The 25208-nt window shown below is 72.7% G+C and carries 24 protein-coding genes; 7 read left to right on the top strand and 17 right to left on the bottom strand.

Annotated elements, in window-relative coordinates; all coding sequences use genetic code 11:
* Nucleotides 1-3: 3 nt before the first annotated feature.
* Nucleotides 4-2826, bottom strand: coding sequence for an FAD-binding and (Fe-S)-binding domain-containing protein (locus FBY23_RS04505; protein ID WP_260805743.1), 2823 nt, complete (start codon nucleotides 2824-2826; stop codon nucleotides 4-6).
* 243 nt (nucleotides 2827-3069) lie between these two features.
* Nucleotides 3070-4554 (bottom strand): FAD-binding protein, encoded by a 1485-nt coding sequence (locus tag FBY23_RS04510; protein ID WP_260805744.1) that lies wholly within the window; start codon nucleotides 4552-4554, stop codon nucleotides 3070-3072.
* A gap of 68 nt (nucleotides 4555-4622) precedes the next feature.
* Between FBY23_RS04510 and FBY23_RS04515 the strand changes: the two genes are divergently transcribed.
* Nucleotides 4623-6116: a potassium/proton antiporter gene (locus FBY23_RS04515; RefSeq protein WP_141797058.1), complete on the top strand. Its 1494-nt coding sequence runs from the start codon at nucleotides 4623-4625 to the stop codon at nucleotides 6114-6116.
* Here the strand turns inward: FBY23_RS04515 and FBY23_RS04520 are convergent, their stop codons facing one another.
* On the bottom strand, nucleotides 6117-6659 hold the full coding sequence (locus tag FBY23_RS04520) for a LytR C-terminal domain-containing protein (RefSeq protein WP_141797059.1): 543 nt from the start codon (nucleotides 6657-6659) through the stop codon (nucleotides 6117-6119).
* Between the two features lie 7 nt (nucleotides 6660-6666).
* Nucleotides 6667-6963, bottom strand: coding sequence for a type II toxin-antitoxin system VapB family antitoxin (locus FBY23_RS04525; RefSeq protein ID WP_141797060.1), 297 nt, complete (start codon nucleotides 6961-6963; stop codon nucleotides 6667-6669).
* Nucleotides 6964-7029: 66 nt separating this feature from the next.
* Here FBY23_RS04525 and FBY23_RS04530 point away from each other — a divergent pair, with 66 nt between their 5' ends.
* Nucleotides 7030-8673, top strand: coding sequence for a helicase HerA-like domain-containing protein (locus FBY23_RS04530; protein WP_141797061.1), 1644 nt, complete (start codon nucleotides 7030-7032; stop codon nucleotides 8671-8673).
* An 88-nt stretch (nucleotides 8674-8761) separates the two neighbouring features.
* On the opposite strand, the gene FBY23_RS04535 is transcribed toward FBY23_RS04530, so the two are convergent.
* The 3 genes from FBY23_RS04535 to FBY23_RS04545 all read right to left on the bottom strand — a co-directional run bounded on the left by FBY23_RS04535 (nucleotide 8762) and on the right by FBY23_RS04545 (nucleotide 10113).
* Nucleotides 8762-8977: a hypothetical protein gene (locus FBY23_RS04535; RefSeq protein WP_260805745.1), complete on the bottom strand. Its 216-nt coding sequence runs from the start codon at nucleotides 8975-8977 to the stop codon at nucleotides 8762-8764.
* A gap of 94 nt (nucleotides 8978-9071) precedes the next feature.
* On the bottom strand, nucleotides 9072-9347 hold the full coding sequence (locus tag FBY23_RS04540; RefSeq protein WP_160158159.1) for a hypothetical protein: 276 nt from the start codon (nucleotides 9345-9347) through the stop codon (nucleotides 9072-9074).
* Nucleotides 9348-9351: 4 nt separating this feature from the next.
* Nucleotides 9352-10113, bottom strand: a complete 762-nt coding sequence (locus tag FBY23_RS04545) for a helical backbone metal receptor (protein ID WP_313901089.1) — start codon at nucleotides 10111-10113, stop codon at nucleotides 9352-9354.
* A gap of 193 nt (nucleotides 10114-10306) precedes the next feature.
* Here FBY23_RS04545 and FBY23_RS04550 point away from each other — a divergent pair, with 193 nt between their 5' ends.
* Nucleotides 10307-11215 carry a family 16 glycosylhydrolase gene (locus tag FBY23_RS04550; RefSeq protein WP_141797063.1) on the top strand — a complete coding sequence of 303 codons (909 nt, stop codon included), beginning with the start codon at nucleotides 10307-10309 and terminating at the stop codon, nucleotides 11213-11215.
* A 26-nt stretch (nucleotides 11216-11241) separates the two neighbouring features.
* Complete coding sequence (locus FBY23_RS25870; RefSeq protein ID WP_160158160.1) at nucleotides 11242-11589, top strand: YrdB family protein; 348 nt, start codon at nucleotides 11242-11244, stop codon at nucleotides 11587-11589.
* A gap of 13 nt (nucleotides 11590-11602) precedes the next feature.
* Here FBY23_RS25870 and FBY23_RS04560 read toward each other — a convergent pair whose 3' ends face one another.
* Nucleotides 11603-12847 carry a DUF480 domain-containing protein gene (locus FBY23_RS04560; RefSeq protein WP_141797065.1) on the bottom strand — a complete coding sequence of 415 codons (1245 nt, stop codon included), beginning with the start codon at nucleotides 12845-12847 and terminating at the stop codon, nucleotides 11603-11605.
* Between the two features lie 72 nt (nucleotides 12848-12919).
* Nucleotides 12920-13417: a thioesterase family protein gene (locus tag FBY23_RS04565; RefSeq protein ID WP_141797066.1), complete on the bottom strand. Its 498-nt coding sequence runs from the start codon at nucleotides 13415-13417 to the stop codon at nucleotides 12920-12922.
* Nucleotides 13418-13725: 308 nt separating this feature from the next.
* On the opposite strand from FBY23_RS04565, the gene FBY23_RS04570 reads away from it, so the two are divergent.
* A complete protein-coding gene (locus tag FBY23_RS04570; protein ID WP_141797067.1) occupies nucleotides 13726-14994 on the top strand; it encodes an MFS transporter in 1269 nt (422 codons plus the stop codon).
* Here the strand turns inward: FBY23_RS04570 and FBY23_RS04575 are convergent.
* From FBY23_RS04575 to FBY23_RS04585, 3 genes are read right to left on the bottom strand one after another with little or no spacing between them, the layout of a single operon-like run.
* Nucleotides 14934-15230, bottom strand: a complete 297-nt coding sequence (locus tag FBY23_RS04575; protein WP_141797068.1) for an EthD family reductase — start codon at nucleotides 15228-15230, stop codon at nucleotides 14934-14936. The genes FBY23_RS04570 and FBY23_RS04575 overlap by 61 nt on opposite strands.
* Nucleotide 15231: 1 nt before the next feature.
* A complete protein-coding gene (locus tag FBY23_RS04580) occupies nucleotides 15232-16257 on the bottom strand; it encodes a 2Fe-2S iron-sulfur cluster-binding protein (protein ID WP_260805746.1) in 1026 nt (341 codons plus the stop codon).
* Nucleotide 16258: 1 nt separating this feature from the next.
* A complete protein-coding gene (locus FBY23_RS04585) occupies nucleotides 16259-17491 on the bottom strand; it encodes a cytochrome P450 (protein ID WP_141797069.1) in 1233 nt (410 codons plus the stop codon).
* A gap of 143 nt (nucleotides 17492-17634) precedes the next feature.
* Between FBY23_RS04585 and FBY23_RS04590 the strand changes: the two genes are divergently transcribed.
* On the top strand, nucleotides 17635-18576 hold the full coding sequence (locus FBY23_RS04590) for an AraC family transcriptional regulator (protein ID WP_222117724.1): 942 nt from the start codon (nucleotides 17635-17637) through the stop codon (nucleotides 18574-18576).
* Nucleotides 18577-18763: 187 nt separating this feature from the next.
* On the opposite strand, the gene FBY23_RS04595 is transcribed toward FBY23_RS04590, so the two are convergent.
* Nucleotides 18764-20356 (bottom strand): 4-hydroxyphenylacetate 3-hydroxylase family protein, encoded by a 1593-nt coding sequence (locus tag FBY23_RS04595; RefSeq protein ID WP_141797071.1) that lies wholly within the window; start codon nucleotides 20354-20356, stop codon nucleotides 18764-18766.
* 13 nt (nucleotides 20357-20369) lie between these two features.
* On the bottom strand, nucleotides 20370-20915 hold the full coding sequence (locus FBY23_RS04600) for a flavin reductase family protein (protein WP_141797072.1): 546 nt from the start codon (nucleotides 20913-20915) through the stop codon (nucleotides 20370-20372).
* Nucleotides 20916-21104: 189 nt separating this feature from the next.
* On the opposite strand from FBY23_RS04600, the gene FBY23_RS04605 reads away from it, so the two are divergent.
* A complete protein-coding gene (locus tag FBY23_RS04605; protein ID WP_260805747.1) occupies nucleotides 21105-22034 on the top strand; it encodes an AraC family transcriptional regulator in 930 nt (309 codons plus the stop codon).
* On the opposite strand, the gene FBY23_RS04610 is transcribed toward FBY23_RS04605, so the two are convergent.
* The 3 genes from FBY23_RS04610 to FBY23_RS04620 all read right to left on the bottom strand — a co-directional run bounded on the left by FBY23_RS04610 (nucleotide 22015) and on the right by FBY23_RS04620 (nucleotide 25171).
* Nucleotides 22015-23403, bottom strand: a complete 1389-nt coding sequence (locus FBY23_RS04610; protein ID WP_141797074.1) for an MFS transporter — start codon at nucleotides 23401-23403, stop codon at nucleotides 22015-22017. The two genes, FBY23_RS04605 and FBY23_RS04610, sit on opposite strands and share 20 nt — an antisense overlap.
* Before the next feature lie 67 nt (nucleotides 23404-23470).
* Nucleotides 23471-24736: an RNA polymerase sigma factor gene (locus FBY23_RS04615; RefSeq protein ID WP_141797075.1), complete on the bottom strand. Its 1266-nt coding sequence runs from the start codon at nucleotides 24734-24736 to the stop codon at nucleotides 23471-23473.
* Nucleotides 24737-24805: 69 nt separating this feature from the next.
* Nucleotides 24806-25171: a YciI family protein gene (locus tag FBY23_RS04620; protein WP_260805748.1), complete on the bottom strand. Its 366-nt coding sequence runs from the start codon at nucleotides 25169-25171 to the stop codon at nucleotides 24806-24808.
* Nucleotides 25172-25208: the final 37 nt, after the last annotated feature.

The following is a 25208-nucleotide window of genomic DNA, read 5'->3' on the forward strand; positions in this document are numbered from 1 at the left end:
GGATCAGCTGAGCCCGCGCGCCAGCAGCTCGGCGAGATGGACCGGCTCCGCGTCGGGAGCCAGCTCGTCGAGCTGGGTGCGGCACGAGAACCCGTCGGCCAGGACGACGCGCCCCGGCTCGTCGGCCGACGACCGGACTGCCGGCAGCAGGTTCGCCTCGGCGACCGCGACCGAGACCTCGTAGTGCCCCTGCTCGACGCCGAAGTTGCCGGCCATGCCGCAACACCCGGGCACCGTCTCGACACTGGCCCCGGCCCGCTCCAGCAGCGCCTGGTCGGTCGACCAGCCCATCACCGCGTGGTGGTGGCAGTGCGGCTGGGCGACGATGCGCACTCCGGCGAGCGAGGGCGGGGTCCAGCCCGGCGTACGCGAGAGCAGCTCGGCCAGGGTGGTGGTCGCCGCAGCCACCGCCGCCGCGTCCTCGCCCGGCACCAGCTCGCGCAGCTCGTGGCGCAGCACCGCCGTGCAGGAGGGCTCCAGTCCGACGATCGGTACGCCGGCCCGCGCGTCCGCGGCCAGGGCGGCGACCATCCCGCCCAGCCGGCGGGCGGCGCCGTCGAGCTGGCCGGTGCTGATCCACGGCAGGCCGCAGCACTCCTGCTGGCGGGTGATCCTCGGGTCGTAGCCGGCGTCGCGCAGCACCGCGACCGCCGCCTCGGCGACGCGCGGCGCGAAGTGGTTGGTGAACGAGTCGACGAAGAGCACGACCGGCGTACCCGTCCCCGCCGCGCCCGCGAACGAGCGCCGGAAGGTCCGTCGCGCGAACGCCGGCATCCGCCGACGCGTGTCGACCCCGGCCGCCTTCAGCGCGATCTTCCGCAGTGGCGCGAGGTCCATCGACCTGTTCGCGAAGCGCGGCATCGCGGAGCCGACCTTGGCCCACCTGGGCAGCCAGCCGACGGAGTAGTGCGACCGCGGGCGCAGCTTGCGCTTGTAGGTCTGGTGCAGCACCTCGGCCTTGTACGACGCCATGTCGGTCCCGGTCGGGCAGTCCGACGCGCATCCCTTGCACGACAGGCACAGGTCGAGCGCCTCGTGCACCTCGGGCGAGCTCCACGTCGTCGTACTCGACCCGTTGACGATCTCCTGCAGCAGCCGTGCCCGGCCGCGGGTGGAGTGGATCTCCTCGCGCGTCGCCTGGTACGACGGGCACATCACGCCGCCCGAGCCGCTGTTGTCGGCGCGGCACTTGCCCACGCCGGTGCAGCGGTGCACGGCCTGGCCGAAGTCGCCGCCGTCGGAGGAGTACGCGAGCGCCAGCCCCTTGGTGAGTCTGGACGAGGCCGAGTAGCGAAGGTCGGCCGCGCTCGAGGCGGCCTCGACGAGGATGCCCGGGTTGAGCATGCGGGTCGGGTCGAAGACGTCCTTGACGGCGGCCATCAGGGACAGCGCGGCGGGGGAGTACATCCGCGGCAGCAGGTCACTGCGCGCGCGTCCGTCGCCGTGCTCGCCGGACAGCGAGCCGCCGAGCGAGGTGACCAGGTCGGCGGCGTCCTCGAGGAACGCGTGGAACGCCTCGGCCCCGTCGGGCCGGTCGAACGGGAAGTCCATCCGCACGTGGATGCAGCCCTCGCCGAAGTGCCCGAAGGGCATCGCGGTCAGCTCGTGCCGCGCGAGCAGGTCCTCGAACGAGGTCAGGTAGGTGCCGAGCCGGTCCGGCGGTACGGCGGCGTCCTCCCAGCCGGCCCACGCGGGCTTGCCCGAGGGCGCGCGCCCGGCGAGACCGGCGCCGTCGGCGCGGATCTTCCAGAGCCGGTCGGCCGTCCGGGGGTCGTCGATCACCTGCGCCGAGACGCCGAGGCCGGCGGCGGCCAGGAGGTCCGCGCGGCGCCGTACGTCGTCGGGGTCGGTGCCCGACAGCTCGACGAACATCCACGCGTCACCGGCCGGCAGCGGCGGCACCGCGTTCTCGCCGCGCCGCTCGCGGATCACCTCGACGATGCGCCGGTCCAGGCCCTCGCAGGCGGACGGCTCGAAGGCGAGCACCTCCGGCGTCGCGAAGCCGGCCGTCGGGAAGTCGGGGAAGCCGAGCACCACCATGATCGCGGCCTTCGGTGCCCGGACCAGCCGGACCGTCGCCTCGGTGAGCACGGCCAGCGTGCCCTCGGAGCCGACCAGGGTGCGGGTGAGGTCGAAGCCGCGCTCCGGCGCGAGGTGGTCGAGCGCGATGCCGGACACGTGCCGCCCGAAGGTGCCGAACTCGGTCCGCACGGTCGCGAGGTCGCCCGCGACGACCTTCCGCAGCCGCTCGACGACGTCGCTCCCGTCCGCCGTCGCCACCGGCGCGCCGGCGGCGTCGTACCCCGTCGTCAGCCCGGACCCGTCCGCGAGCAGCGCCCGCACCGCGCGCACGTTGTGCGACGTCCGGCCGTACGCCAGCGACCGCGCCCCGCACGCATCGTTGCCGATCATCCCGCCGATGGTGCAGCGGGTGCTGGTCGAGGGGTCCGGCCCGAACTTCAGGCCGTACGGCGCCGCCGCCCTCTGCAGCACCGCCTGGACCACGCCCGGCTGCACCACCGCGGTCTCGGCCTCGGCGTCGATCGACACGATCTGGTCCATGTGCCGGCTGAAGTCCACGACCACGCCGGGCCCGATCGCGTTGCCCGCGACCGACGTACCCGCGCCGCGTGCCGTGACCGTCAGCCCCTCCGCACGCGCCGCTGCCAGTACCGCGGCCACCTCGTCGGCCGAGCGTGGGAACGCGACGGCGACGGGCGGGATTCGGTAGAGCGAGGCGTCGGAGGAGTATGCGCCGAGGACCGCGGCGTCGTCGCTGACGTCGCCCGCTCCGTGGCGCTGGAGCTGCTGAGCGATGCCGGACACGGGCTGCAATCTATCGGGCGCGCGGCACGGTCGAGGCGGCGCGGGCCGGGCTTGGACCTCTCGCTTGCGCCGACCCGGCACAAAGTGTCCTCCGAATCGCGCCGACCCGGCAGAAAGTGTCCTCCGAACCGCGCCGACCCGGCAGAAAGTGTTCGGGCGTGCGCACACTTTCTGCCGGGTCGACGTGATCTGCGAGCTACTTCGAGCCGGGTCGGCGGATCTCAGGAGCCCGTTCGAGCCGGGTCAGCGGGTGGCGGCGTGCCGCCCAGCCCGGCGGCCGAAGAACGACCCCTCGCCGAGCTGGGTGCCGGAGCAGTAGCCGGCGCCGTCCTGGGCGATGTTCGACGCGCAGGCGCCGGCGGCGTACAGGCCGGGGACGACCGAGCCGTCGGTACGACGTACCTCGCCGTCGACGGTGGTCGCCATCCCGCCGATGGTGAAGCCGGCGTACAGCGCGACGCCCAGCGAGAGGTCCAGCACGGCCCAGGGGCCGGCGGTCTGCGGGGCGATCCAGTCGGGGTGCTTGTGGAAGTCGGGGTCCTCGCCGTGGGCGGCGTTCTCGTTGTAGGTCTCGATCGTCTTGACCAGCGTGCCGGCGGGCATGCCGAGGCCGGACTCCATCTCCTCGAGGGTCTCGAAGCCGTCCTTGAGCGGCACCAGCGGCATGTGGTCCTCGCCGAGGTGCTCACTGTCGACGATGAGGTACGCGATGGCATCCGGCTGCTGGAGCACGTGGTACGACGTCCGCGCGTGGTAGCTGTCCTCCGCCACGAAGCGCTCGCCGTCCTTGTTGACGATGATCCCCTTGCAGCGCGACGACGGCGGGTAGAAGGGCGCGGTGATGAACGGCTCCTCCATGTTCTCCAGCGCCGCGCCGACGGACTCGCCGAGGCGGATGCCGAGCCCGTCGTCGTACGTCGAGCCGAGGGTGAACAGCTTCGAGCCCAGCGCGGGCGTGTAGCGGGCGACCATGTCGGGGTTCATCACGAACCCGCCGGCAGCGATGACCACGCCGCCGGCGGAGACCACGCCGTGCTGGTCGAAGGAGCGCCAGCCCACGCCGACGACGCGCCCCGACGTGGGCGAGCCGTCGACGACGAGGTTGCTCGCGCCGGTCTCGTAGCGGACCTCGACGCCGGCCTCCTCGACCGCGGTGCGCAGCAGGTCCATCACGATCCTGGTGCCCTCGGTGTCGCCCGGCACCGGCACCTTGTGGCCGCGCGGCGCGGGCGCGACCTGGTCGCGGAAGGGCCACAACTTCTCGTTGCCGGTGAACATCAGCCCCTGGGTGCCCGGCTGGATCACGGCCTTGCCGGGGAAGTACGAGCGCTCGAACTCAAAACCCAGGGACTCCAGCCAGTCGAAGTGCGCGACCGATCCCTCGCAGTAGGCACGGATCTTGACCTCGTCCGGGTCCTTGGTCGAGGCCATCAGGTAGCCGACCATCGCCTCGACCGAGTCGTCGTGGCCGGTGGCGCGCTGGACCGCCGTACCGCCGCCGAGGTAGAAGTGCCCGCCCGACATGGACGACGTGCCGCCGTGCACCGCGGCCCGCTCGAGCAGCAGCACCCGGGCGCCGGCGCGGGCGGCCTCGAGTGCGGCGCAGCCGCCGGCGATGCCGAAGCCCACCACGACGACGTCGTAGTGCTCGGCGTCGGCCAGCACGGTGGCCGGGAGGACGTCGGGAAGGGTCAGGCCGGCCGGAGCGTTGGGGGTTGCAGATGCCACGGCTGAAATCTAGAACATGTTCTACCGATAGACTAGGCCTCCGCCACCCGACGAAAGCCGAGTGACTCTTGACCTTCGACGTCCACCAGCTCGACACGTTCCTGCTGATCGGCGCCGGGGTCACGTTCCTGGCCGTGCTGGCAGTGCGGATGTCGTCGGGGATCGGGCTCCCCAGCCTCCTGGTCTACCTGCTCATGGGCGTCGCCCTGGGCGACGCGGGACTCGGCATCAACTTCAGCGACGCGCAGGTCGCCCACGCGATCGGGTTCGGCGCCCTCGCCGTCATCCTCGCCGAGGGTGGTCTCACCACGAGCTGGCGCGACGCCCGCCCCGCGATGCGGATGGGTCTGTCCCTGGCGACGCTCGGCGTGCTCGTGTCGATCGCCATCGTCGCCGTCGGCGCGCACTTCCTGCTCGGGCTGTCGTGGCAGCTGTCGATCCTGCTCGGCGCGGTCTGCTCGCCGACCGACGCCGCGGCCGTCTTCTCGGTGCTGCGCGTCGTGCCCCTGCCGAAGCGGATCACCGGCACGCTGGAGGCCGAGTCCGGCCTCAACGACGCCCCGACCGTCGTCCTGGTCACCCTCGTCTCGTCCGGCGCGGTCGGCGAGCACGGCCTGCTCGGCACCACCGGCATCGTCGTCTACGAGCTCGTCGCCGGCGTCGCGTTCGGCCTCGCGGCCGGCTTCGGCGGCGCCTGGGTGATGCGCCGCGCGGCCCTGCCGTCGTCCGGCCTCTACCCGATCGCGGTGCTCTGCCTGACCCTGATCGGGTACGGCGGCGCCGCGGCCGTGCACGCCAGCGGGTTCGCCGCGGTCTACGTGGCCGCGCTCGTCCTCGGCAACGCCGAGCTGCCGCACCGCGTCGCCACCCGCTCGTTCGTGGAGGGCCTGGCCTGGTTGGCCCAGATCGGGCTGTTCGTCATGCTCGGCCTGCTGCTCTCGCCGGCCCGGCTGACCTGGGAGGTCATCGGGATGGCCGTCGTCGCGGGCAGCATCCTGACCTTCGTGGCGCGGCCGCTCTCGGTCGTGGTGAGTGCCGTCGTACGGCCCATGAGGTGGGCCGAGCTCGGCTTCATCTCCTGGGCCGGGCTGCGCGGCGCGGTCCCCATCGTCCTGGCCACGATCCCGCTCGCCGAGGGGGTCGACGGGGCCACCCGGCTCTTCGACATCGTCTTCGTGCTCGTCGTCCTCGACACCCTCATCACCGCGCCGTCGCTGCCGCTGACCGCCCGGCTGCTGCGGGTCGCCCGCCGCTCGGAGCCGCGCGGCATCGAGGTCGAGGCGGCGCCGCTCGACCGGGTCGCCGCGGACCTGCTCCAGATCACGATCAGCCCGGTCTCGAAGCTGCACGGCGTCGAGGTCGGCGAGCTGCGGCTGCCGGTGGGCGCCAACGTGTCGATGGTCGTGCGCGAGGGGCGCACCATGGTGCCCGAGCGTCGTACCGTCCTGCGCCACGGCGACGACCTCATCGTCGTCACCCCCCGCAAGCTGCGCGAGGCCACCGAGAACCGGCTGCGCCAGGTCAGCCAGGGTGGCCGGCTCGCGCAGTGGCTCGGGGACTGATCAGCTGGGGTCCTCGGGCTGGCTGCTGAGCGGCGGCGTGCAGACGTAGGCGTCCTTGCGCGCGGTCACCGTCGGGTGCCCCTCGACGACGCCCTTGAACCGCTTGCCGACCACGATCGTCACGCCGGGGTAGCCGGACGGCTGGTCGACGATGTCGACGTCGCTGCCGAGGTACGACGCCAGCAGGATCGCCGCGGGGTCGCCGGGGTCGTCCGACCACACCTGCGCGGCCACCGTGCCGTCGGTGTCGGGGGCGTTGCCGGTGTCGCCCTTGGCGAAGCCGAAGCCGACCAGCTTGTCCATGGTCGTGCCCGCCAGGCCGTTGGGCCCGCCGCCGTTGAGCACGGTGACCATCACCTGGGGCGGCGCGAGGTCGTCGCCCTTGGGGATCAGGGTGGAGGTGCAGGGCGCGGCCTCGACCTTCTCGGGGAACGGCTGGGTCACCTTGGCCCAGCCCCACGCCGCGCTGGCGACGAAGACCACTGCCAGCGCCCCCAGGGTCACCGCCGAGCGGCTGCCCGCCTTGACGTCGAGACCATTCATCGGGCGCTCAGCCCTCCATCCGGATCACGCGCGCGTGGAGCACGTTGCGCTGCTGCAGGGCGGCCCGCAGCGCGCGGTGCAGCCCGTCCTCGAGGTAGTAGTCGCCGCGCCACAGCACGACGTGGGCGAAGAGATCGCCGAAGAAGGTGGAGTCCTCGTCGAGCAGCGACGAGAGCTGCAGCGTGTCCTTGGTCGTGACCAGCTGGTCGAGGCGGACCTGGCGCGGGGGCACGGCGGCCCACCCCTTGGAGGTGAGGCCGTGGTCGGGGTAGGGACGCCCGACCCCCACACGCTTGAAGATCACGGCTTCGGAGTCTACGGGGCGAGGCCGCGCCTGACTGCGACGGCGTGTTCGGCCTAGAGTTCCGGCATGACGCAGGAGCAGACGCCCACTCCCGACGCAGCACCTGACACCGCAGCCCCCGCAGCACCCGCAGCACCCGCAGCCCCCGCACCCGCCGCGAAGAGCCCGATCGAGGAGGCGATCGCCCCCGGGTACGCCTTCGAGGGTCCCGCGCTCGAGCTCGGCGGCCTGATGACCGGCCCCGACCAGCTCTCCGGCAGCACCATCCGGATCCCGCTGGCGATGCTCAACCGGCACGGCCTGGTGGCCGGTGCGACGGGTACCGGCAAGACCAAGACCCTCCAGCTGATGGCCGAGCAGCTCTCCGCTGCCGGCGTACCCGTCTTCGCGGCCGACATCAAGGGCGACCTCTCCGGCATCGCCACCGCCGGTGAGTCCAGCGACAAGCTCCTCGCCCGCACCAGGTCGGTGGGGCAGGACTGGAAGGCGACGGCCTTCCCGGTGGAGTACTACGCGCTCGGCGGGCAGGGCATCGGCATCCCGATTCGGGTGACCGTGTCGTCCTTCGGCCCGATCCTGCTCAGCCGGGTGCTCGGCCTCAACGACACCCAGGAGTCCAGCCTCGGCCTGGTGTTCCACTACGCCGACAAGCAGGGCCTGCCGCTGCTCGACCTGCAGGACCTGCGCGCCGTCGTCCAGCACCTCACCAGCGACGAGGGCAAGCCCGACCTCAAGGACCTCGGCGGCCTGTCGTCGGCGACCGCGGGCGTGATCCTGCGCGAGCTGATCGCGTTCGCCGACCAGGGCGCCGAGGCGTTCTTCGGCGAGCCGGAGTTCGACTCCGCCGACCTGCTCCAGCAGGCGTCCGACGGACGCGGCCTGGTCAACCTGGTCGAGCTGCCGAACCTGCAGGACCGGCCGGCGATCTTCTCCACCTTCCTGATGTGGCTGCTGGCCGACCTGTTCCACGACCTGCCCGAGGTCGGCGACGTCGACCAGCCCAAGCTGGTCTTCTTCTTCGACGAGGCGCACCTGCTGTTCAAGGACGCGTCCAAGCCGTTCCTGGAGTCGATCGCCCAGACCGTGCGGCTGATCCGGTCCAAGGGCGTCGGCGTCTTCTTCGTGACGCAGAGCCCGACCGACGTACCCGACGACGTGCTGGCCCAGCTCGGATCCCGGATCCAGCACCAGCTGCGCGCCCACACCCCCAACGACGCGAAGGCGCTCAAGGCGACCGTCAACACCTATCCCAAGAGCGCGTACGACGACCTCGGCGAGGTGATCACGACCCTCGGCATCGGCGAGGCGATCGTGACCGTGATGGGCGAGAAGGGTGCACCGACGCCGGTCGCCTGGACCCGGCTGCGCGCGCCCGAGTCGCTGATGGCGCCCAGCGCTGCTGCGTCGATGGAGGCCACGGTCAAGGCCAGCCCCCGTCAGGCGAAGTACGCCGAGGTCGTCGACCGCGAGTCGGCCCGCGAGATGCTCGCCAAGAAGCTCGAGGAGGGCGCGAAGGCGGAGGCCGGCGAGAAGGCCGACAAGGCCGACGCGAAGGAGAAGGCCGCCCCGAAGGCGAAGAAGGACGACGGCAACGCGGCCGGCGAGATCGTCAAGGACGTCGTGAAGTCCTCGGCGTTCAAGCAGTTCATGCGCACCGCGGCCGCCGAGATCGCCCGCGGCATGTTCGGTACGGCGCGCCGGCGCCGCTGACGTCCCGAGGTCCCTGACGAACACCGCCGGGCGGCTCCTGCGTGAGGAGCCGCCCGGCGGTCCGGGGAAGGCGGTCGAGGAGCGCCGGTCAGGCCGACCAGCGGATGGCGTCGTCGACGAAGTCGGCGAGTGGGTGCACTCCGCGCAGGTCGGTGCGCTCGTCCATCAGGCGCGAGAGTCCGTGGGCATGGCGGTCGCGCAGGGCGGCGCGGCGGGCGAGTGAGCGGTCCACGGCGTCGAGGTCCTCGACGGGCTCGAGGTGACGCCCTGCGATCTGGGTCTCAGGAGAGGTCGTCTTGGTCATGGATCCAGCCTGTGGGCCGCAGGTTTCGGGTCGGCCGCGCGACGGTTACGAGTTGGTGACCGGGCCTGTGAGCCGCGCGACAGTGCGCTGATGGTCAGGCGCCGTCGAAGCCGTTCAGCAGAAGGAAGAACACGGCGACCCCGACCAGCGCGCCCAGGATGCCGAGCCCGGCGCCGGTGAGCGCCGGCCGCTGTGCCGAGGGGCCGAGCAGGAGGCGGCCGATGGCCGCGCCGACCGCGGCGGTCACGAGCACCTGCGCCGGCACGATCAGGTTCTCCCCGGTGTCGGTGCCGTCGAGGACGAGGGCGCTCAGCGGCAGGGCGACGCACCCGACCACGACCAGGACGAGGACCAGCAGCAGGATCCGCACGCGCTCAGCCTGACAGAGTCTCGTGCGCCTCGACCATCGCCGGCCCGTACCAGGTCAGCAGCCGCCCCGACACCAGCCGCGTCGGGACCCGGGTGAACGCCTCGGGCCCGTCGTCGTGCGTGAACACATAGGGCTCGTCGGGCAGCAGGATCAGGTCGAGGTCATCGCGGTCGAGGTCGGCCAGGTCGACCTTGGGGTAGCGGTCGGCGCCGGTGCCCCCGGCGTCGTACGCGTTGCGCCAGCCGAGCCGGGCCAGCAGGTCGCTGGTGTAGGTCCGCGGGCCGACGACCATCCACGGGTCGCGCCACACGGGGACCGCGACCCGCCCGCGCGCTGTCAGGGGCGGGTCGGACCAGAGCTCTCCGGCGCGGGTCAGCCACGCAGGAGCAGCGAGCCCGAGGGCTTCGCCGTACAACCGGGCCAGGGAGGCGAGCGCCTGCGGCACCGTCTCGATCGCGGTGACCCACACGGCCACGCCGGCCTCGCGCAGGCGGCGTACGTCGAGCTCGCGGTTCTCCTCCTGGTTCGCCACCACCAGGTCCGGGGCGAGGGCGCGGATCGCGGCGAGGTCGGGGTTCTTGGTGCCGCGTACCCGGGTGACGGCGAGGTCCGCGGGGTGGGTGCACCAGTCGGTCGCGCCGACCAGCCGCTCGGCCGCGTCGGTGGCGATCGCCTCGGTGATCGAGGGCACGAGGGAGACGACCCGGCGCGCGGGACCGGGGAGTGGCACCGGAGCGCCGAGATCGTCGACGAGGGGCCTGATCACGGGCTCACCGTAGTCCGTGCTGACCAGGCGGCGGACCGGTGATGGCTCCTTCGGGCCACCCCGATCGGACCCTCGCCCCTAGCCAGTAACAGGTTCTATACGCAAGGATCGGCTCGATCTTCGCGATCCGGCTCGAACATGGGCAGCCCGATGGGGCTGACCGGATCGCACTGGGGGGAGAGAAAGGTCCACCATGCTCCGATTCCGACTTCTGTGTGCCCTCGGCGCGGCGACTGCCGCCGTCGCCGCACTCGCCCCGGTGACCGCCGGCCCCACCGCTGCGGCACCCGCGGCCGGTGTGTCGGCGCTCAGCAAGGGCGCCTGCGGCGGCGAACGGCCGGCCAGGCCCGGCGGCGGGCGCTACACGTGCACCTTCGAGGACGACTTCAGCGGCACCGCCCTCGACCGGTCGAAGTGGGTGGTCCAGGACACCTCGCTGAGCGGGTTCCACGCCGGTCAGAGCGGCTGCTACGTCGACGACCCCGACAACGTGAGCGTGGGCTCCGGCCAGGTCTTCCTGACCTCGCGCAAGGAGGCCGAGCCCTTCGTGTGTCACAGCCCGTACGGCGACTACACGTCGGACCGCACCGCCGCGACGATCGCCACCTGGGGCCTGTTCGCGCAGACCTACGGCCGCTTCGAGTTCCGCGCGAAGCTGCCGGACACAGCCATCCAGGGCATCCACTCCGCGCTGTGGCTCTACCCCCAGAAGTTCACCTATGGCGCCTGGCCGAACTCCGGCGAGATCGACGTCGCGGAGTGGTTCAGCGGCGGCGCCGAGAACGTCTACCCGTCGGTCCACTACGCCGGTGAGGACCCCTGGAAGAGCACCGGCTACAACTGTCCGATGCCGAGCGCCGGCACCCAGTTCCACCGCTACGCCGTCGAGTGGACGCCGACCTCGATGCGCTTCCTCTACGACGACCGGGTCTGCTTCACCCACTCCTGGACGCCGGCCGCGCCGTTGGTGGCGCCGCAGCCGTTCGACCAGCCGTTCTACGTCGTCCTCACCCAGGTCTTCGGCGGCGGCTGGAACGCCATCACCGACCAGACGCCCACCTCGGCGACGACCGCCGTCGACTGGGTGCGGGTCTGGAAGTAGTCGCCATCACGCGCCATGATCGGCGCGTGAACGCGATCTTCGGGTGGTCGGTCCTGGCCCTGGTCTTCGTCGACGAGCTGCTCGCGGTGGCGGCGTTCGGGGTCTGGGGCTGGGACCGCAGCCCGCGGTGGCTGCTCGTGTGGCTGCTGCCCCTGCTGGCGATGACCGTCTGGTTCCTCCTGGCCTCGCCGAAGGCGCCGTACGGCGGCCCGCTGGTCCGCCCGCTGGCCAAGGTCGTCGTGTTCGGGCTCGCCTGCCTGGCACTGTGGGACGCCGGTCACGAGGACTGGGCGGTCGCCCTGCTCGTCTTCTCGGTGGTCGTCAACGGGCTCGCGCAGCTGCCCAGCATCCGGGTCCTCTCCGAGCAGGAGTAGCTGGAGCAGTCCCTCAACGGGGCTTGCGGGCCACCACGTACAGCCGCTCGGTGGTCTCGCCGCGAGCGAGCACCGGCCCGCGCCGGTACCACTCGACGCCGACGAGCCCGGCCTTCTCGACGAGCGTGACGACATCGGCCGGCTCGTGGAGGACCACGTCGAGGTCGACCGCCTGGTCGAACCAGGTGTCGTGGTGGCGCACCTCCGCGCCGGCGTGGAGGGCGAGCACCAGGAGCCCGCCAGGGCTCAGCGGCCGGGTCAGGGCGTCGAGCGCCGCGGGCAGCTCGGAGGCAGCGAGGTGGATCAGGGAGTACCAGCCCAGGACGGCCGCCCATCCAGAGCCGTTGACCGGGCGCATCAGGGTGCGCAGGTCGCCGACATCGTAGACCCCGTCCGGGTAGCGCTCGCGCGCCTGCGTCACCATCTCCGGTGTCAGGTCGAGCCCGGTCGCGTCGGCGCCGGCCTCGGCGAGGTACGCCGTGACGTGCCCGGGTCCGCACCCGACCTCGACGACCGGGTCGGTGCCGGCGTGCGCGGCGACCCGGTCGAGCAGCCAGCGCTCGAAGGGAAGGGCGTCGAGCTCGTCGGCCAAGGCATCGGCGTACGCCGTCGCAACGGCGGCGTAGGCCGCCCGCACCTTCGCGTCCCTGGCCTCGGCGCCGCCGGCGAGGACCGCGTCGCGGTCGACGGCCGCGGCGGCCGTACCGCCGGGACCGGACCCGCCGGATGCGCCGGACGCGCCGGACGGGTGGTCGGCGGGCCCGAGGAGGTGGATCCAGCGGGCGTCCTGCTCACGTGGCTGCCTCGGCAGCGCCTGGACCAGCGGGGTCTCGCGCGCGGCCAGCTGCTGCAGGCACGCCTCGACGGCGTCGCGGTCGGGGAAGGCGTGCAGCCGCTCGGTGCGCGTCCGCAGGGCGCCCGGGGGCTGAGGCCCGCGCAGCAGCAGGACGGTGATCAGGGCTCGTTCGTCCTCGGCGAGGTCGAGCAGCACCGCGAGCCGCTGGAGGTACTTCAGGGTGCGCCGGCCGCGGTCGTCCCACGTGACCGCGACCAGATCGCGCTGCTTGAGCTCGCGCAGCGTGCGGTGCACGAGCTCGTCGTCGTACTCCACGACGGGCTCGCGGCTGCTCTGCTGGTTGCAGGCGGTGCGGACGGCGCCCACGGTCATCGGGTACGACGCCGGGACCGTCACCTCCTTCTCCAGGAGGCTCCCCAGCACGCGCCGCTCCTCGGCCGTCAGGACGGGCAGGTCGCTCACGGAACGGAGACTACCGATGCGGGTCGGGTGAGGCCGAGCGGCGCGACATGCGCGAGCGGAGCGAGCGCCGAACTAACGCAGCTCGAGACACCCCGAAGTCACCGGCTCCCACTCGATGCCGGCGTGCTCGGCGACCCGCTTGTCGAGGCCCGCGGCGATGTCGGCCGGCCAGGGGGCGGTGCGGCGATCGGCGATCTCGACGCAGAGGAAGATCTCCTCGAACACGCACGCCACCCGCTGGTTGGTGTCGTCGAGCACGAACACCAGAGCGTGGGCGGCCCGCTCGGAGCGCCCGAGCAGGCGCACCCGGACCGACATCTGGTCGCCGGTCCTCAGCTCGTGCAGGTAGGTCAGGTGGTGCTCCGCCGAGAGGCACGCGAAGCCGCTGAGCACGGGCCAGTTGAACGGGATCCCGATGTCGTAGAGCGACTCGTCGAGGCCCTCGCTGCCGATGCCGAGGTAGTGGCGCACGTTGAGGAAGCCGTTGCTGTCCTCGAACGCGCTGGGGACCGGCTGGACCGCGAAGGCCGGAAGGGTGGCGAGCTGGTCATACGTCGGCTGCGTGCTCATGCCCCGGACCCTAGGGCATGGCCGTCGGCCCCGCGCCTGCTACGCGCCACGTCCGACTCGATCTGGCTGCGTTGGGGACGCTCGACGTGCGCCCAGCATGCCGTCGCGCCCCCGCCTTGCCAGATCGGCCGGACGTGACGCTCGCGACGGCACGGCGCCGGCGGCCATGCCCTACTGAACCCGGCCGATGATTGGGCGGCGCCCGACACGCGGTCGTACCATGGGTGCACCAGATCCACTGCGTGTATCTACCTCGCGCCGGCTCGACCGGCGGTCCAAGGCGGCACCCGACCCCTTGGACGAAGGACATGCCTGATCACTCCCCGACGCTGGTGCGGGCCGCCGGAGCGTCGTACTTCCCGATCGCGCTCGTCGCGCGCCTGCCCTACGCGATGATGGTCGTCGGCGTGCTGACGCTGGTCGTCGCCGGTCGCGACTCGCTCGCCTTCGGCGGGCTCAACTCCGCGGTGGTGGGCCTCGGCGCCGCGACCGTCGGGCCACTGCTCGGCGCGGCCGCCGACCGGTTCGGCCAGCGCCGGGTGCTGCTGGCCAGCGGTGTCGTGTCGACGACGGCGCTCGGCCTGATGGCCTGGGTGGTCTACAGCCCGCTGCCCGCCGCGGCCGTTCTCGCGGTGGCGTACGTCGTCGGCGCCAGCGCCCCGCAGATCGCGCCGATGTCGCGCAGCCGCCTGGTCCAGATCATCGGCGCCCGGATCGCGCCCGGTCGTCGTTCGCGCACCTTCGACGCGACCATGGCCTACGAGTCGGCCGCCGACGAGATCGTGTTCATCGTCGGTCCGTTCGTGGTCGGCCTGCTCGGTACGACGCTCGACCCGTGGGCGCCGGTCGCCGGCGCGGCCCTGCTCACGCTGGTGTTCGTGACCGCCTTCGCGCTGCACCCCTCGGCGCTCGCCGCAGCCGGTGCCGACGAGCAGGCCGCCCCGCCCGCACCGGCCCGCGAGATCGCCCGGCCCGCGCTGCTGGCCGTGGTCGCGGGAATCTTCGGCGTCGGGCTGTTCTTCGGCTCGATGCTGACCTCGCTGACCTCGTTCATGGCCGAGCACGGCGGAGCGGAGTCCGCCGGCCTGGTGTACGGCGTGATGGGCATCGGCTCCGCGATCCTGGCTCTCGGCGTGGCCCTGTTCCCCGCCGCGTTCTCGCTGCGCGCCCGCTGGCTCGTCTTCGGTACGACGATGCTCGCCGGCGCCGCGCTGCTGCCGTTGGTCTCGTCGGTCGCGGCGATGTGCGCGGTGCTGCTGCTCATCGGCTGCGGCATCGGCCCGACGATGGTGACCCAGTACAGCCTCGGCGCCCTGCGCAGCCCGGCCGGCCGTTCCGCGACGGTGATGACGATCCTCGGCTCCGCCGTCATCGTCGGCCAGTCGCTCGCCTCGGCCGTCACCGGCAACCTGGCCGACCGGTTCGGCACCTCGGCCGCGGTGTTCATGCCGATCCTGGCCGCCCTCGTGGTCGTCGCGGCGGGTGTCGTGAATGCCGTGCTCAGCCCGGTGCGACCTCAGTCGCCCTCGACCAGGATGGTCACCCCGCCGCTGGCGAACGCCGGCACGTCGGCCTGAGCCGCCTGGCCCTCGGGCGAGGCGAGCGCCGCGTCCAGCGCCTCCCTGTTCGGGAACTCCGCGTGGAAGCTGGCGAACACCGGCACGTCGCCGGCCAGGGTCTCGACGGCGAGCGAGTACCGCAGCGCGGTGGCTCCCGGCAGCGCTCGCGCGAGCGGGGCGTGGACCTCCTCGTAGTGGCGGCGGAAGGCCTCGGGGTCGCTCGGGGTTCCGTAGAGCACGGTCAAGGTGGGCATCTCAGGCCTCCTGGGCGCTGTCGGCGGGGGTGAACTTCTCGCGGTGGATCAGGCGCGGGGCCATCCGGCGCCGCTTGAACGCTCGCACACCGGCCTCGACCATCGGCGCAGGACCGCACAGCCAGCCGGACCAGCCGCGGGCGCTGGCCACGTCGTCGACGAAGACGTCGGTCGGGAAGCCGCCGCGGTACGACGTGCGGGCGTCGTCGGGCTCGTCTGACAGGACGGGGACGAACCGGAAGCCCGGGTGGGCGGCCGCGAGCTCGTCGAACCGGGCCAGGTCGTAGAGGTCGGCGCTGCCACGGACCCCGTGGTAGAGCACCACCTCGCGCTGGGGGTGGCGTGCGAGCGCGGTACGGACGATGCCGACCAGGGGCGCCAGCCCGGTCCCGCCGCCGATCAGCACCATCGGCTCGCCCTCGTCGGCCTCCGGGCCGGGCACGTGGAAGTCGCCCAGCGGGCCGATCGCCTCGACCCGGTCGCCGACGGCGACGGAGCCGAAGAGCCAGCGGTCGCTGGCGATCCCGTCCGGCACCCGGCGTACGTGGAGCTCGAGGACCTTGTCCTCCTCGGCCGTGTTGGCCAGCGAGTACTGACGGCGCTCGCCGCTGCCGGGAACCACCAGCTCGACGTACTGTCCGGCGCTGAAGGCCAGCGGCTCGTCGAGCCCGAGCAGGATCCGGCGGGTGTCGCGGGCGATGTCCTCGACGGCGGTCACGGTGGCGGTCAGGTCCCGAAGCGGGTGCGTGGTCCGGCCGGTGTCCGCGCCGCGCAGCGCCACCTCGGTGTCGCCGCAGGGGCGGGCCTGGCAGGCCAGCGCCAGCCCTGCCTCCCGCTCGTCCGCGGTGAGGGTGTCGAGCGGGGAGTCGCGGTGGTCGACCTCGCCGGACACCACCTGCAGCTTGCAGGTGCCGCAGGTGCCCTGGTTGCAGGAGTTCGGCATCCACACCCCGGCGCGCAGCAGCGCCTCGAGGACCGTCTGGTCGGCGGCGCCCTCCACCCGGCGCTCGCCGACGGTGATCGTCACCTCACACCTCCCAGGTGCAGTGCAGCGAGGTCGGGCCGCGGAAGCCCCACCCCCAGAACTCGACGTCCTCGGACGTGTCGCGCTCCAGGTTCGGGATCGCCTCGAGCAGCTCCTCCATCGCGATCCGCATCACCTGGTTGGCGTAGTAGATGCCCGCGCAGGCGTGGTTGCCGGCACCGAACGCGAGGTGCGGCAGCGGTGGACGGTGCAGGTCGAACTCGGTCGGGGCGTCGTACCTGCCGGTGTCGTGGTTGGCGGCGCCGTACGACAGGATCACGGGCGTCCCGGCCGGCAGGTCGACGCCCGCGACGGTGACCTCGCGGGTGGAGATCCGCGCCGTGGCCGACCAGATCGGTGAGGTCCAGCGCATTCCCTCCGAGATCGCGCGCGGGATCAGCGTCGGGTCGTCGACGACCTCCTCGAGCTGCTCGGGGCGGCTGAACAGACCGACCAGGGTGGAGGCCAGGCCGTGGCCCGGCTCCTGCATGGCGCCGAGCAGGTAGACGTAGATCGTGGGGTAGACGTACTCGCGCTCGCGGGTCTGGCCGGGCGGCATCCCGTCGTGCAGCCAGTGCGAGATGGCGGTCTCCGCGGGCTCGGCGATCCACCGGTCGATCAGCGGGTCGACGGTCGCGCGGATCTCCGCCTTCGCCTCGTCGCCCTCGCGGAAGCCCTCGGGGTCGAGGAACTCGCCGTTCTCGTCGACGCCGGCGTTGGTGAACGAGCGGCTCAGCTTGTGGAACCAGTCGCGCAGCTGGTCGGAGGAGACCGACTGCAGGCCGAGGAGGTCGCCGAGCGAGCGCACGCTGACCGGCTCGCAGTACTCGCCCACCAGCTCGGCGCGCCCGGCGTCCTCGAAGGCCTCGAGGTAGCGGCGGGCGATCGGGCGGACCAGGTCGTCGACCCAGCGGTCCACCTCGACCGGCTGCAGCTGCGGCTCGACCATGCCGCGCAGGTCGGCGTGGATGTCACCGTTGACGCCGATGATCGCCGGGTGGCCGAAGGTGCGGCCGCCGGCGGGCGTGATCACGGCCTCGAAGTGGGGGCTGGTGGCGACCTCGCGGCAGATCTCGGCGGTCGAGGCGACGTACGAGCCCAGGACGGGGACGAAGGCCAGCGGGGCCTCGCGGCGCAGCCTCTCGTACGTCGGGTAGGGGTTGCGCTCGAGCTGGGACATCGAGACCGACTCCAGCCAGGAGAGGTCCGGCGTGGTCGGCTGCTGAACGGCGGTCATCGGGTGCTCCTCGGGAGGGTGCTGGTGCTGCGGAAGTGCGACGAAGGTAGGCCGACCGGCGTACGGCGGCGACACGGATCGCGCGGTCCCGGCACCGATCGCGCGGGCGATTTGTGACCTGTGTCTCAGGTAGATTGCACAGCGTGTCCGAGCGGGTCCGGGGCCGGTCGCCGCGTGACTGGGGGAGTGCGTCCCGGGTCGTCGCGGAGGCCTACTTCCCCCACGAGCTCCGGCTCGTCGGCGGAGTCCACGAGCCGCGGCTGACGCTACGCACCCTCGACCTGGGGCCGGTCATGATCGGCCAGGTCGGCTGGGGTGCCGACGTCGCGATCGACTGCGACTACCCCGGCGCCTACGAGGTCAACCTGCCGATCACCGGACACCTCGAGAGCCGGGGCCGTCTCGGCGCGGTCACCTCGGTCGCCGGGCAGGGCACCGTCTTCCGGGCCGACTCCCCGTCACTGATCAGTCACTGGGACGCGACCTGCACGGTGCTGGGCGTGAAGTTCGACAGCGCCTGGTTCGAGGTGGAGGCCGAGCGGCTGCTCGGCACCGACCGGATCGGCGTACGAGAGCTGTTGCCGGACCAGCTGCGGCTCGACGAGGGCCGCGGCCGGGCGTGGCGCCAGCTGGTGGCCAGCCTCGCGACGAACCTGCACGACCCCCACCTGTTCGCCGACAGCGACCTGGTGCGCCAGCAGCTCGCCGGCGCGCTGGTCGCCGGCCTGGTCGACCTGTGCCGCTCCGGTGACGGGGCCGGGCCGCCGGCCCGCCCGTGGCACGTGCGACGCGTCGTCGAGGGGCTGCACGACGACCCCGCCCGGGCCTGGACCGCCGCCGAGATGGCGGCCCTGGCCGGCACGAGCGTGCGCCGGCTGCAGGAGGCCTTCCAGCAGTGGCTGGGCTGCACCCCGTCGGCGTACCTCCTCGAGATCCGGCTGCGCCGAGCCCGCGCCGACCTCGCTGCCGAGCCGGCGCCGATGGTCAGCGACGTCGCCGCCCGCTGGGGCTTCTCCAGCGCCAGCCGGTTCGCCGCGGCGTACCGCCGCCGCTACGGCGAGGCGCCCTCCGCCGCCCGCCGCTGACCCGGCCCGGAAGTGCGCCTGTCTCTCGCCGACCCGGCAGAAAGTTGCGCTGGACTCGCGCCGACCCGGCAGAAGAGTGCGCCGAAACGACGCCGACCCGGCGCGAAGTTCGCGCCGGGTCGGCGGGGATCCGGAGCACTTTCGCGCCGGGTCGGCGGGGATCCGGAGCAGTTTCGAGCCGGGTCGGTCAGAACAGGTCGGGGACCGTCCAGCCGTCGAGGTCGTACTCCCCGAGGAACTCGTCGGCGAAGCCCTTCATCTGGTCGACGATGCCGCGGTTCTGGGCGGCGAAGAGCAGCTCGGCCTTCACGTTCTCGTGGTTGCCGGAGTAGTTGCGCTCGTACAGCTCGTGGCGGCCGCCGAACTCGGTGCCGATCGAGTCCCACAGCGCCTTCATCACCTTGACCCGGTCGACGGCGGTGATGCCGTTGGAGCCGCGGACGTACTTGTCGAGGTACGGGCGGACCTCGGCGGACTTGAAGTCGGCGGCGCCCGAGGGCAGGTAGATCAGGCCGGAGGCGACGTCCTGCTCGATGATCTCCTTGACCCGCGGGTAGCCGTGGATCATGAACATCCGGTAGGTCAGGCCGTACTCCAGCTTCGGGATGACCGCGTCGCCCACCCACGGCTCGGGGTCGCGGGCCATCGACTCGGTGAGCGACCAGAACAGGTTGCGCCAGCCGATGACCTCGCCGACCCGGGTCTGTACGCCGCGGAAGTCGCCGGAGCCGGTGGTCTCGAGGGCCTTGATCAGCAGGCCGGCGATGAAGTCGAGCTTGACCGCGAGCCGGGTGCAGCCCTGGAAGGTGAACCGGGGCAGGAAGCCGGACTGCGGGAAGAACGCATTGATCCGGTCGACGTCGCCGTACATGAAGACGTTCTCCCAGGGCACCAGCACCTTGTCGAACACGAAGATGGTGTCGTTCTCGTCCATCCGGCTCGACAGCGGGTAGTCGAACGGCGTGCCGTTCTGGGCGGCCTGCTGGGTGTACGACGTGCGGCAGATCAGCTTCACGCCCGGCGCGTCCATCGGGACGGTGCAGATCAGCGCGAACTGCTTCTTGCGGATGGGCAGGCCGTAGTGGGCGATGAAGTTGTAGTTGGTGATCGCCGAGCCGGTCGCGACGACCTTCGCGCCCGACACGACCAGGCCGGCGTCGGTCTCCTTCTCGACCTTCATGTAGACGTCGCCGACCTCGTCGGGCGGCAGGTTGCGGTCGACCGGCGGGTTGATGATCGCGTGGTTCCAGTACAGGACCTTCTCCTGCGACTCGCGGTACCACCGCTCGGCGTTGGCCTCGAAGGGCGCGTAGAGCTCCTTGTTGGCGTGCAGCGTGCCGAGGAAGGACGCCTTGTAGTCGGGGCTGCGACCCATCCAGCCCCACGTCATCTTCGCCCAGCGCGCGATCGCGTCGCGCTCCTTGAGCAGGTCGGCCGACGAGGTCGGGGTCTTGAAGAACGGCATCGTCACCCCGCCGTTGCCGGTGTCGGTGGGGACGGTGAGCTCGTCGACGTGCGGACCGGTGTGGAGGGCGTCGTACAGGCGGGCGGTCATCCGGATCGGGTTGCGGAAGGCCGCGTGCGTCGTCACGTCCTTCACCCGCTCGCCGTTCAGGTAGATCTCCCGGCCGTCACGCAGGCTCTCGACGTACTCGTCGCCGGTCATCGGACGCGAGGCGAAGTTGGTCTGCTTGTTGGCGGGGGAGTCGGCGGCGGGGTTGACGGTCGGCGGGCCGTCGTCCTGGGCGGGGCTGGTCTCGGGGGCGAGGGTGTCGGTCATCTCGGGGTTCTCCTCAGTAGTGGGTGTCGGCCGGCACGAGCGCGCCGAACCAGCTGGTGTGGGGGTCGTCCTGGCAGCCGAGCCAGACGACGTCGGACGAGCGGCGGCCCATCTGGTGGAACGCGCTGTCGTGGAAGAGCAGCGGACGACGGTCGGTGCTGACGACGTCGACCACCTCGCCGAGGAACAGCAGGTGGTCGCCGCCGTCGTCGGTGCGGTGCGCGCGGCAGGTGATGGTGGCCGCGGTGCCGCGCAGGGAGGGCGCGACCGACCCGTCGCACCAGGGCAGCGGGTCCGCGCTCGGGCGCCCCGCGAAGTGCATCGCCACGTCGACCTGGTCGGCGGCGAGCACGTTGACGGCGAAGGACGCGCCGTCGAGGTACGCCGCGGCCCTCGACGTACGGGTCAGCGCCACCTGGACCAGCGGCGGGTCCAGGGAGATCGGCGTGAAGGCGGTGACGGTCGCGCCGTGGTGGGCGCCGTCGGGGGTGCGGCAGGTGATGACGGTGACGCCGGTCGCGAAGCGACCGAAGGTCGAGCGCAGCGTGCGCGGGTCCATGGCTCCTCCTCGTCGTTCGCGACCTGGGGACCAGGTCGGTGGACGGGGACGCTAGGCCGGTACGACGGACGCTGCGATCCGCTCCGCGAAGGGACTGTCCGCAATGCGCAGCGGGGTGGATCGGGTGCGTTTTCCGGACAACGCGGCGGCGGTACTGTGATGGGCGTCACCGAGAAGGGGGTGAGCCGCGTGACCGGAACCCTGACCGCGTCGTCCCACGAGCTGGGCGACTTCTCCGACGCCGTCGCGCGGGCCTACTTCCCCCACGACCTGGCGATCAAGCGGACCCCCGCCGGTCCGGCCGACCTGCGTGCCGTCGACCTCGGTCCGGTCCGCCTGGCCCGGATCGGCTGGGGCTCGGAGGTCGCCGTCGAGTCCGACCACCCCGGCGCGTGGGCGGTCAACGTGCCGCGCAGCGGGGTGCTCGAGGCCAACGTCGGCGGCCACCACGTGCTGTCCCTCGACGGCCAGGCGACGGTCTGCCCGCCCGACGAGCACACCCGGATGACCCGGTGGTCCGCCGACTGCTCGATCGTCGGGATGCGGGTCGAGCGCGCCTACCTCGCCGAGGAGGTGACCGCACTCGTCGGCCTCACCACCGACCGGCTGCCCGCCCAGGTCGACCTGCGCACCGACGGCGGCCGAGCCTGGATCGGCCTGCTCGGCTCGATCGGCACCGAGGCGCTGCGCAACCCGGTCCTGGTCCGCGACGAGCGGGTGGGCCGCCGTCTCGCCGGCACGCTGACCGCGGCCTTCGTCGCCGCCTGCTTCCCCGAGGAGCCCGGCTGCGGCACGATCCGGCCGCGGATCGTGTCCCGCGTCGTCGAGGCGATGGAGGCCGACCCGGCCCGCGACTGGACCGCCGCCGAGCTCGCCACCGCCTCCGGGGTCGGGATCCGCCGGCTCCAACAGGGCTTCCAGCGCTACCTCGGACGTACGCCGACCCAGCAGCTGCTCGCGATCCGGCTCGAGCGGGTGCACGCCGACCTGCTCGCGGGCGGTGTCGACAGCGTCTCGGAGGTCGCGACCCGCTGGGGGTTCGCGCACCTCGGCCGCTTCGCCGCCTCCTACCGGGAGCGGTACGGCGTGGCGCCGTCCGTCACGTTGCGCGGGCGGTAGCGCCCCGGTCCAGGCTCGCGAGCGCGCCGGCGACCACGCAGATCGCGGCCATGGTCAGGCCGGTCGCGCGGAACGCGGCCGCGTCGCCGCCGTACACCTGCAGCAGGGCGACGGCCAGTGCCGAGCCGACGGAGAAGCCGAGGTAGCGCAGCAGCTGGTTGAAGGCCATCGCGCTGCCGGTCTCCGCGGTGTCGACGTTGGGCACGATCAGGATCGCCATCGACGAGAACGTGAGGCCGCCGCCGAGACCGCCGACGGCCATCGCCAGCAGCGCCTGGCCGAGGGTGTCGTGCCAGCAGGTCAGCATGACCAGCGCCGTGCCGAAGACGAGGCAGCCGGCGGGCAGTAGTGGCCGGGTGCCGATGCGGCGGGCCGCGAGCAGGGCGATCCGGTTGGAGACGATCCCGGCGATGGCGTACGGCACCAGCACCAGGCCGCTCGCGGCGAGGCCGGCGTGCAGCCCGAAGCCGTGGCTGCCGTCGGCCTGGACCAGCACCACGACCAGGGTGAAGAGGCCGTAGAGGCTGACCCCGACGGCGACGGTGACCAGGTTGGGAGCGCGGACGCCGGGACGCACGGCGAGGTGGAGGTCGACGAGGACGGGCCGTCCGCGGCGGGGAGCGATGATGCTCCAGCGGATCCATGCGACGAGCAGGACGACCCCGCCGAGGCCGGTTGCCAGGGTCGGGAGCTCGGCCCATCCCCAGCGCTCGCCCTGGCTGACCGCGAGCAGGAAGCCGAGCGTGCCGGTGCACAGCAGCAGCGCGCCGACGACGTCGATCGGCTGCGGCTCGCCGTCGCGGGAGGCGGGGAGGTGACGGAACGCGAGGAGCGTCGTGGCGCCGATCAGGATCGACCCGAAGACATAGGCGCCGCCGATGCCGAAGTGCTCGGCCACCAGCGCGGACGCCGGGTAGCCGAGGCCGGCGCTGCTGACCGACGCCACGGACAGGGCGGCCAGCTTCGCGAGCAGCTCCTGACCGGACCACAGGTCGCGGGCGACCGCGAACGCCAGCGGCGCCAGCGCCATCCCCACGCCCTGCAGCGTCCGGCCGGCGATCATCGTGCCGATCCCGAGCGGGAGCGCGGTCAGCAGCGCGCCGCACAGCACCGCGACCAGGCCCGCCAGCAGCACCGGCCGGCGCAGCCGGCCCGTGGCCAGCCGGCCGAGGACGGGGGTCACGACCGCGCCGGCGAGCAGGGTCGCGGTGAGCATCCACTGCGCCGTCGCGAGGGAGACGTCCTGCTCCCTCGCGACGGTCGGCACCAGCGGGGCGCCGAGGCTGCTCACGATGCCGGTCAGCACGGTGACGGCGGCGAGGGTCGCGAACTGGACGCGGGTTCCCTCGGTCGTGGTGGCGGACGGCACGCCGCGATGGTCTCAGCCGCGCGCGGGGACCCGGCCGGCGACTTCCACCGGGCGGGACCGGCCGGGTTCAGCCGGTGCTTCGGGCGTGCGCCGCGCGGCGCTCCAGCAGGCTCCGCTCGTCGCCGTTGCGGGTACGACGGGCCGCCTCGTCGAACTCCTCGGCCGCCTCGGCGTGCCGGCCGGCCCGCTCGAGCAGGTCGCCGCGCACGCTCGGCAGGAGCGGGGAGTCGCGCAGTGCGTCGTCCGGGAGCGCCGCCAGGACGACGAGGCCGGCGTCCGGGCCGGCCGCCCTGCCGTGAGCCACGGCGCGGTTGACCTCGACGACCGGGCCCGGGGCGGCGGCCGCCAGGACGTCGTAGAGGCGGGCGATGCGGGGCCAGTCGGTCGCCGCGGCGGTGCCGGCCTTCGCGTGCTCGGCGGCGATCGCGGCCTGCAGGTAGTAGCGGCCCACCGGGACCCCGCGCGCGGCGATCTCCTCGGCCCGGCGCAGTGCGGCCAGGCCACGGCGGATCAGGAGCTCGTCCCAGCGGGTGCGGTCCTGGTCGTCGAGCAGGACCGGAGCGCCGTCGGCATCGGTGCGGGCCGGGAGCCGGGAGCCCTGCAGCTCGAGCAGAGCCTGCAGGCCGTGGACCTCGGGCTCCTCGGGCGCCTGCTCCGCCAACAGCCGGGCCAGCCGGATCGCCTCCGCCACGAGGTCGGGCCGGGTCCAGTCGTCGCCCGCCGTGGCGACGTACCCCTCCGTGAAGACGAGGTAGACCACCGCCATCACGTCGTCGAGCCGCTGCGTGCGCTCGGCGCCGGTGGGCAGCTCGAGCTCGGCGCCGGCCTCGGCGAGGGTCTTCTTGGCCCGCGAGATCCGCTGGCCCATCGTGGTGCTCGGCACGAGGAAGCCGCGGGCGATCTCGTCGGTGGTGAGGCCGCCGACCAGACGCAGCGTGAGCGCGGCGCGCGACTCGGGCGTCAGCGCGGGGTGGCAGCACAGGAACACCAGGCGCAGGACGTCGTCCTCGATGTGGTCCACCTGCGACTCCAGGTCAGGCATCGGGCTCACCTCCTGTGCCGCGTGGCCGAGCTCCTGGGTCTTGCGACGCAGCGTCTCGGCGCGCCGGATGTGGTCGATGCCGCGGCGCTTGGCGGTCGTCATCAGCCAGGCGCCGGGATTGTCGGGTACGCCGACCGCCGGCCACTGCTCGAGGGCGGCGACCAGCGCGTCCTGGGCGAGGTCCTCGGCCAGGTCGACGTCGCGGGTCATCCGGGCGAGCGCGCCGACCAGCCGCGCCGACTCCTGCCGCCAGGTGGCGGTGATGGTGTCGGCGGTGGTGGCGTCGGCCATGCGGCCAGCCTAGTGGCGCGACGCGCCCCTAGGGCCGGCCGCATGGCGGTGCCGGTGAGCGGCTGGCGCTCAGGCGTCGGCGGCCTCGGGCGCCTCGTCGGAGATCTGGCGCAGGGTGGCGACCATCTTGCAGTCCGGCCAGTGCTTGGCGTGCAGGTCGGCGAACTCCTCCTGGTTGGCGATCGCCTCCTCGAGGGTGTCGTACTGCAGCAGCGCCCAGCCGCCCACGGCCTCCCGGGCCTCGGCGTACGGGCCGTCGACCCGGGTGACCTCGCCGGTGCGCACCACGAAGTTCACGGCGTCCTCGAGCCCGAACAGCCCGCCACCGTCGAGGAAGTGGCCCTTCTGCGCCTGCTCCCCGATGTAGGCGTCCATCGCGTCGAACAGCGCCTGCGGCGGGTTGCCCTGTCCCTCTTCCATTCGCACGAGTCCCATGAAACGCGGCATCTCGATCAGTCCTTCTTCTCTCGTA

Origin of the sequence: Nocardioides sp. SLBN-35, assembly GCF_006715725.1 — a bacterium.
Taxonomy (GTDB): domain Bacteria; phylum Actinomycetota; class Actinomycetes; order Propionibacteriales; family Nocardioidaceae; genus Nocardioides.

What these genes read in the sequence shown, in the direction of transcription:
- FBY23_RS04520 (WP_141797059.1), bottom strand. Translation starts at nt 6,659, where the DNA reads ATGAATGGTCTCGACGTCAAGGCGGGCAGCCGCTCGGCGGTGACCCTG.
- FBY23_RS04530 (WP_141797061.1), top strand. Translation starts at nt 7,030, where the DNA reads ATGACGCAGGAGCAGACGCCCACTCCCGACGCAGCACCTGACACCGCA.
- FBY23_RS04535 (WP_260805745.1), bottom strand. Translation starts at nt 8,977, where the DNA reads ATGACCAAGACGACCTCTCCTGAGACCCAGATCGCAGGGCGTCACCTC.
- FBY23_RS04550 (WP_141797063.1), top strand. Translation starts at nt 10,307, where the DNA reads ATGCTCCGATTCCGACTTCTGTGTGCCCTCGGCGCGGCGACTGCCGCC.
- FBY23_RS04565 (WP_141797066.1), bottom strand. Translation starts at nt 13,417, where the DNA reads ATGAGCACGCAGCCGACGTATGACCAGCTCGCCACCCTTCCGGCCTTC.
- FBY23_RS04570 (WP_141797067.1), top strand. Translation starts at nt 13,726, where the DNA reads ATGCCTGATCACTCCCCGACGCTGGTGCGGGCCGCCGGAGCGTCGTAC.
- FBY23_RS04575 (WP_141797068.1), bottom strand. Translation starts at nt 15,230, where the DNA reads ATGCCCACCTTGACCGTGCTCTACGGAACCCCGAGCGACCCCGAGGCC.
- FBY23_RS04585 (WP_141797069.1), bottom strand. Translation starts at nt 17,491, where the DNA reads ATGACCGCCGTTCAGCAGCCGACCACGCCGGACCTCTCCTGGCTGGAG.
- FBY23_RS04595 (WP_141797071.1), bottom strand. Translation starts at nt 20,356, where the DNA reads ATGACCGACACCCTCGCCCCCGAGACCAGCCCCGCCCAGGACGACGGC.
- FBY23_RS04600 (WP_141797072.1), bottom strand. Translation starts at nt 20,915, where the DNA reads ATGGACCCGCGCACGCTGCGCTCGACCTTCGGTCGCTTCGCGACCGGC.
- FBY23_RS04615 (WP_141797075.1), bottom strand. Translation starts at nt 24,736, where the DNA reads ATGGCCGACGCCACCACCGCCGACACCATCACCGCCACCTGGCGGCAG.
- FBY23_RS04620 (WP_260805748.1), bottom strand. Translation starts at nt 25,171, where the DNA reads ATGGGACTCGTGCGAATGGAAGAGGGACAGGGCAACCCGCCGCAGGCG.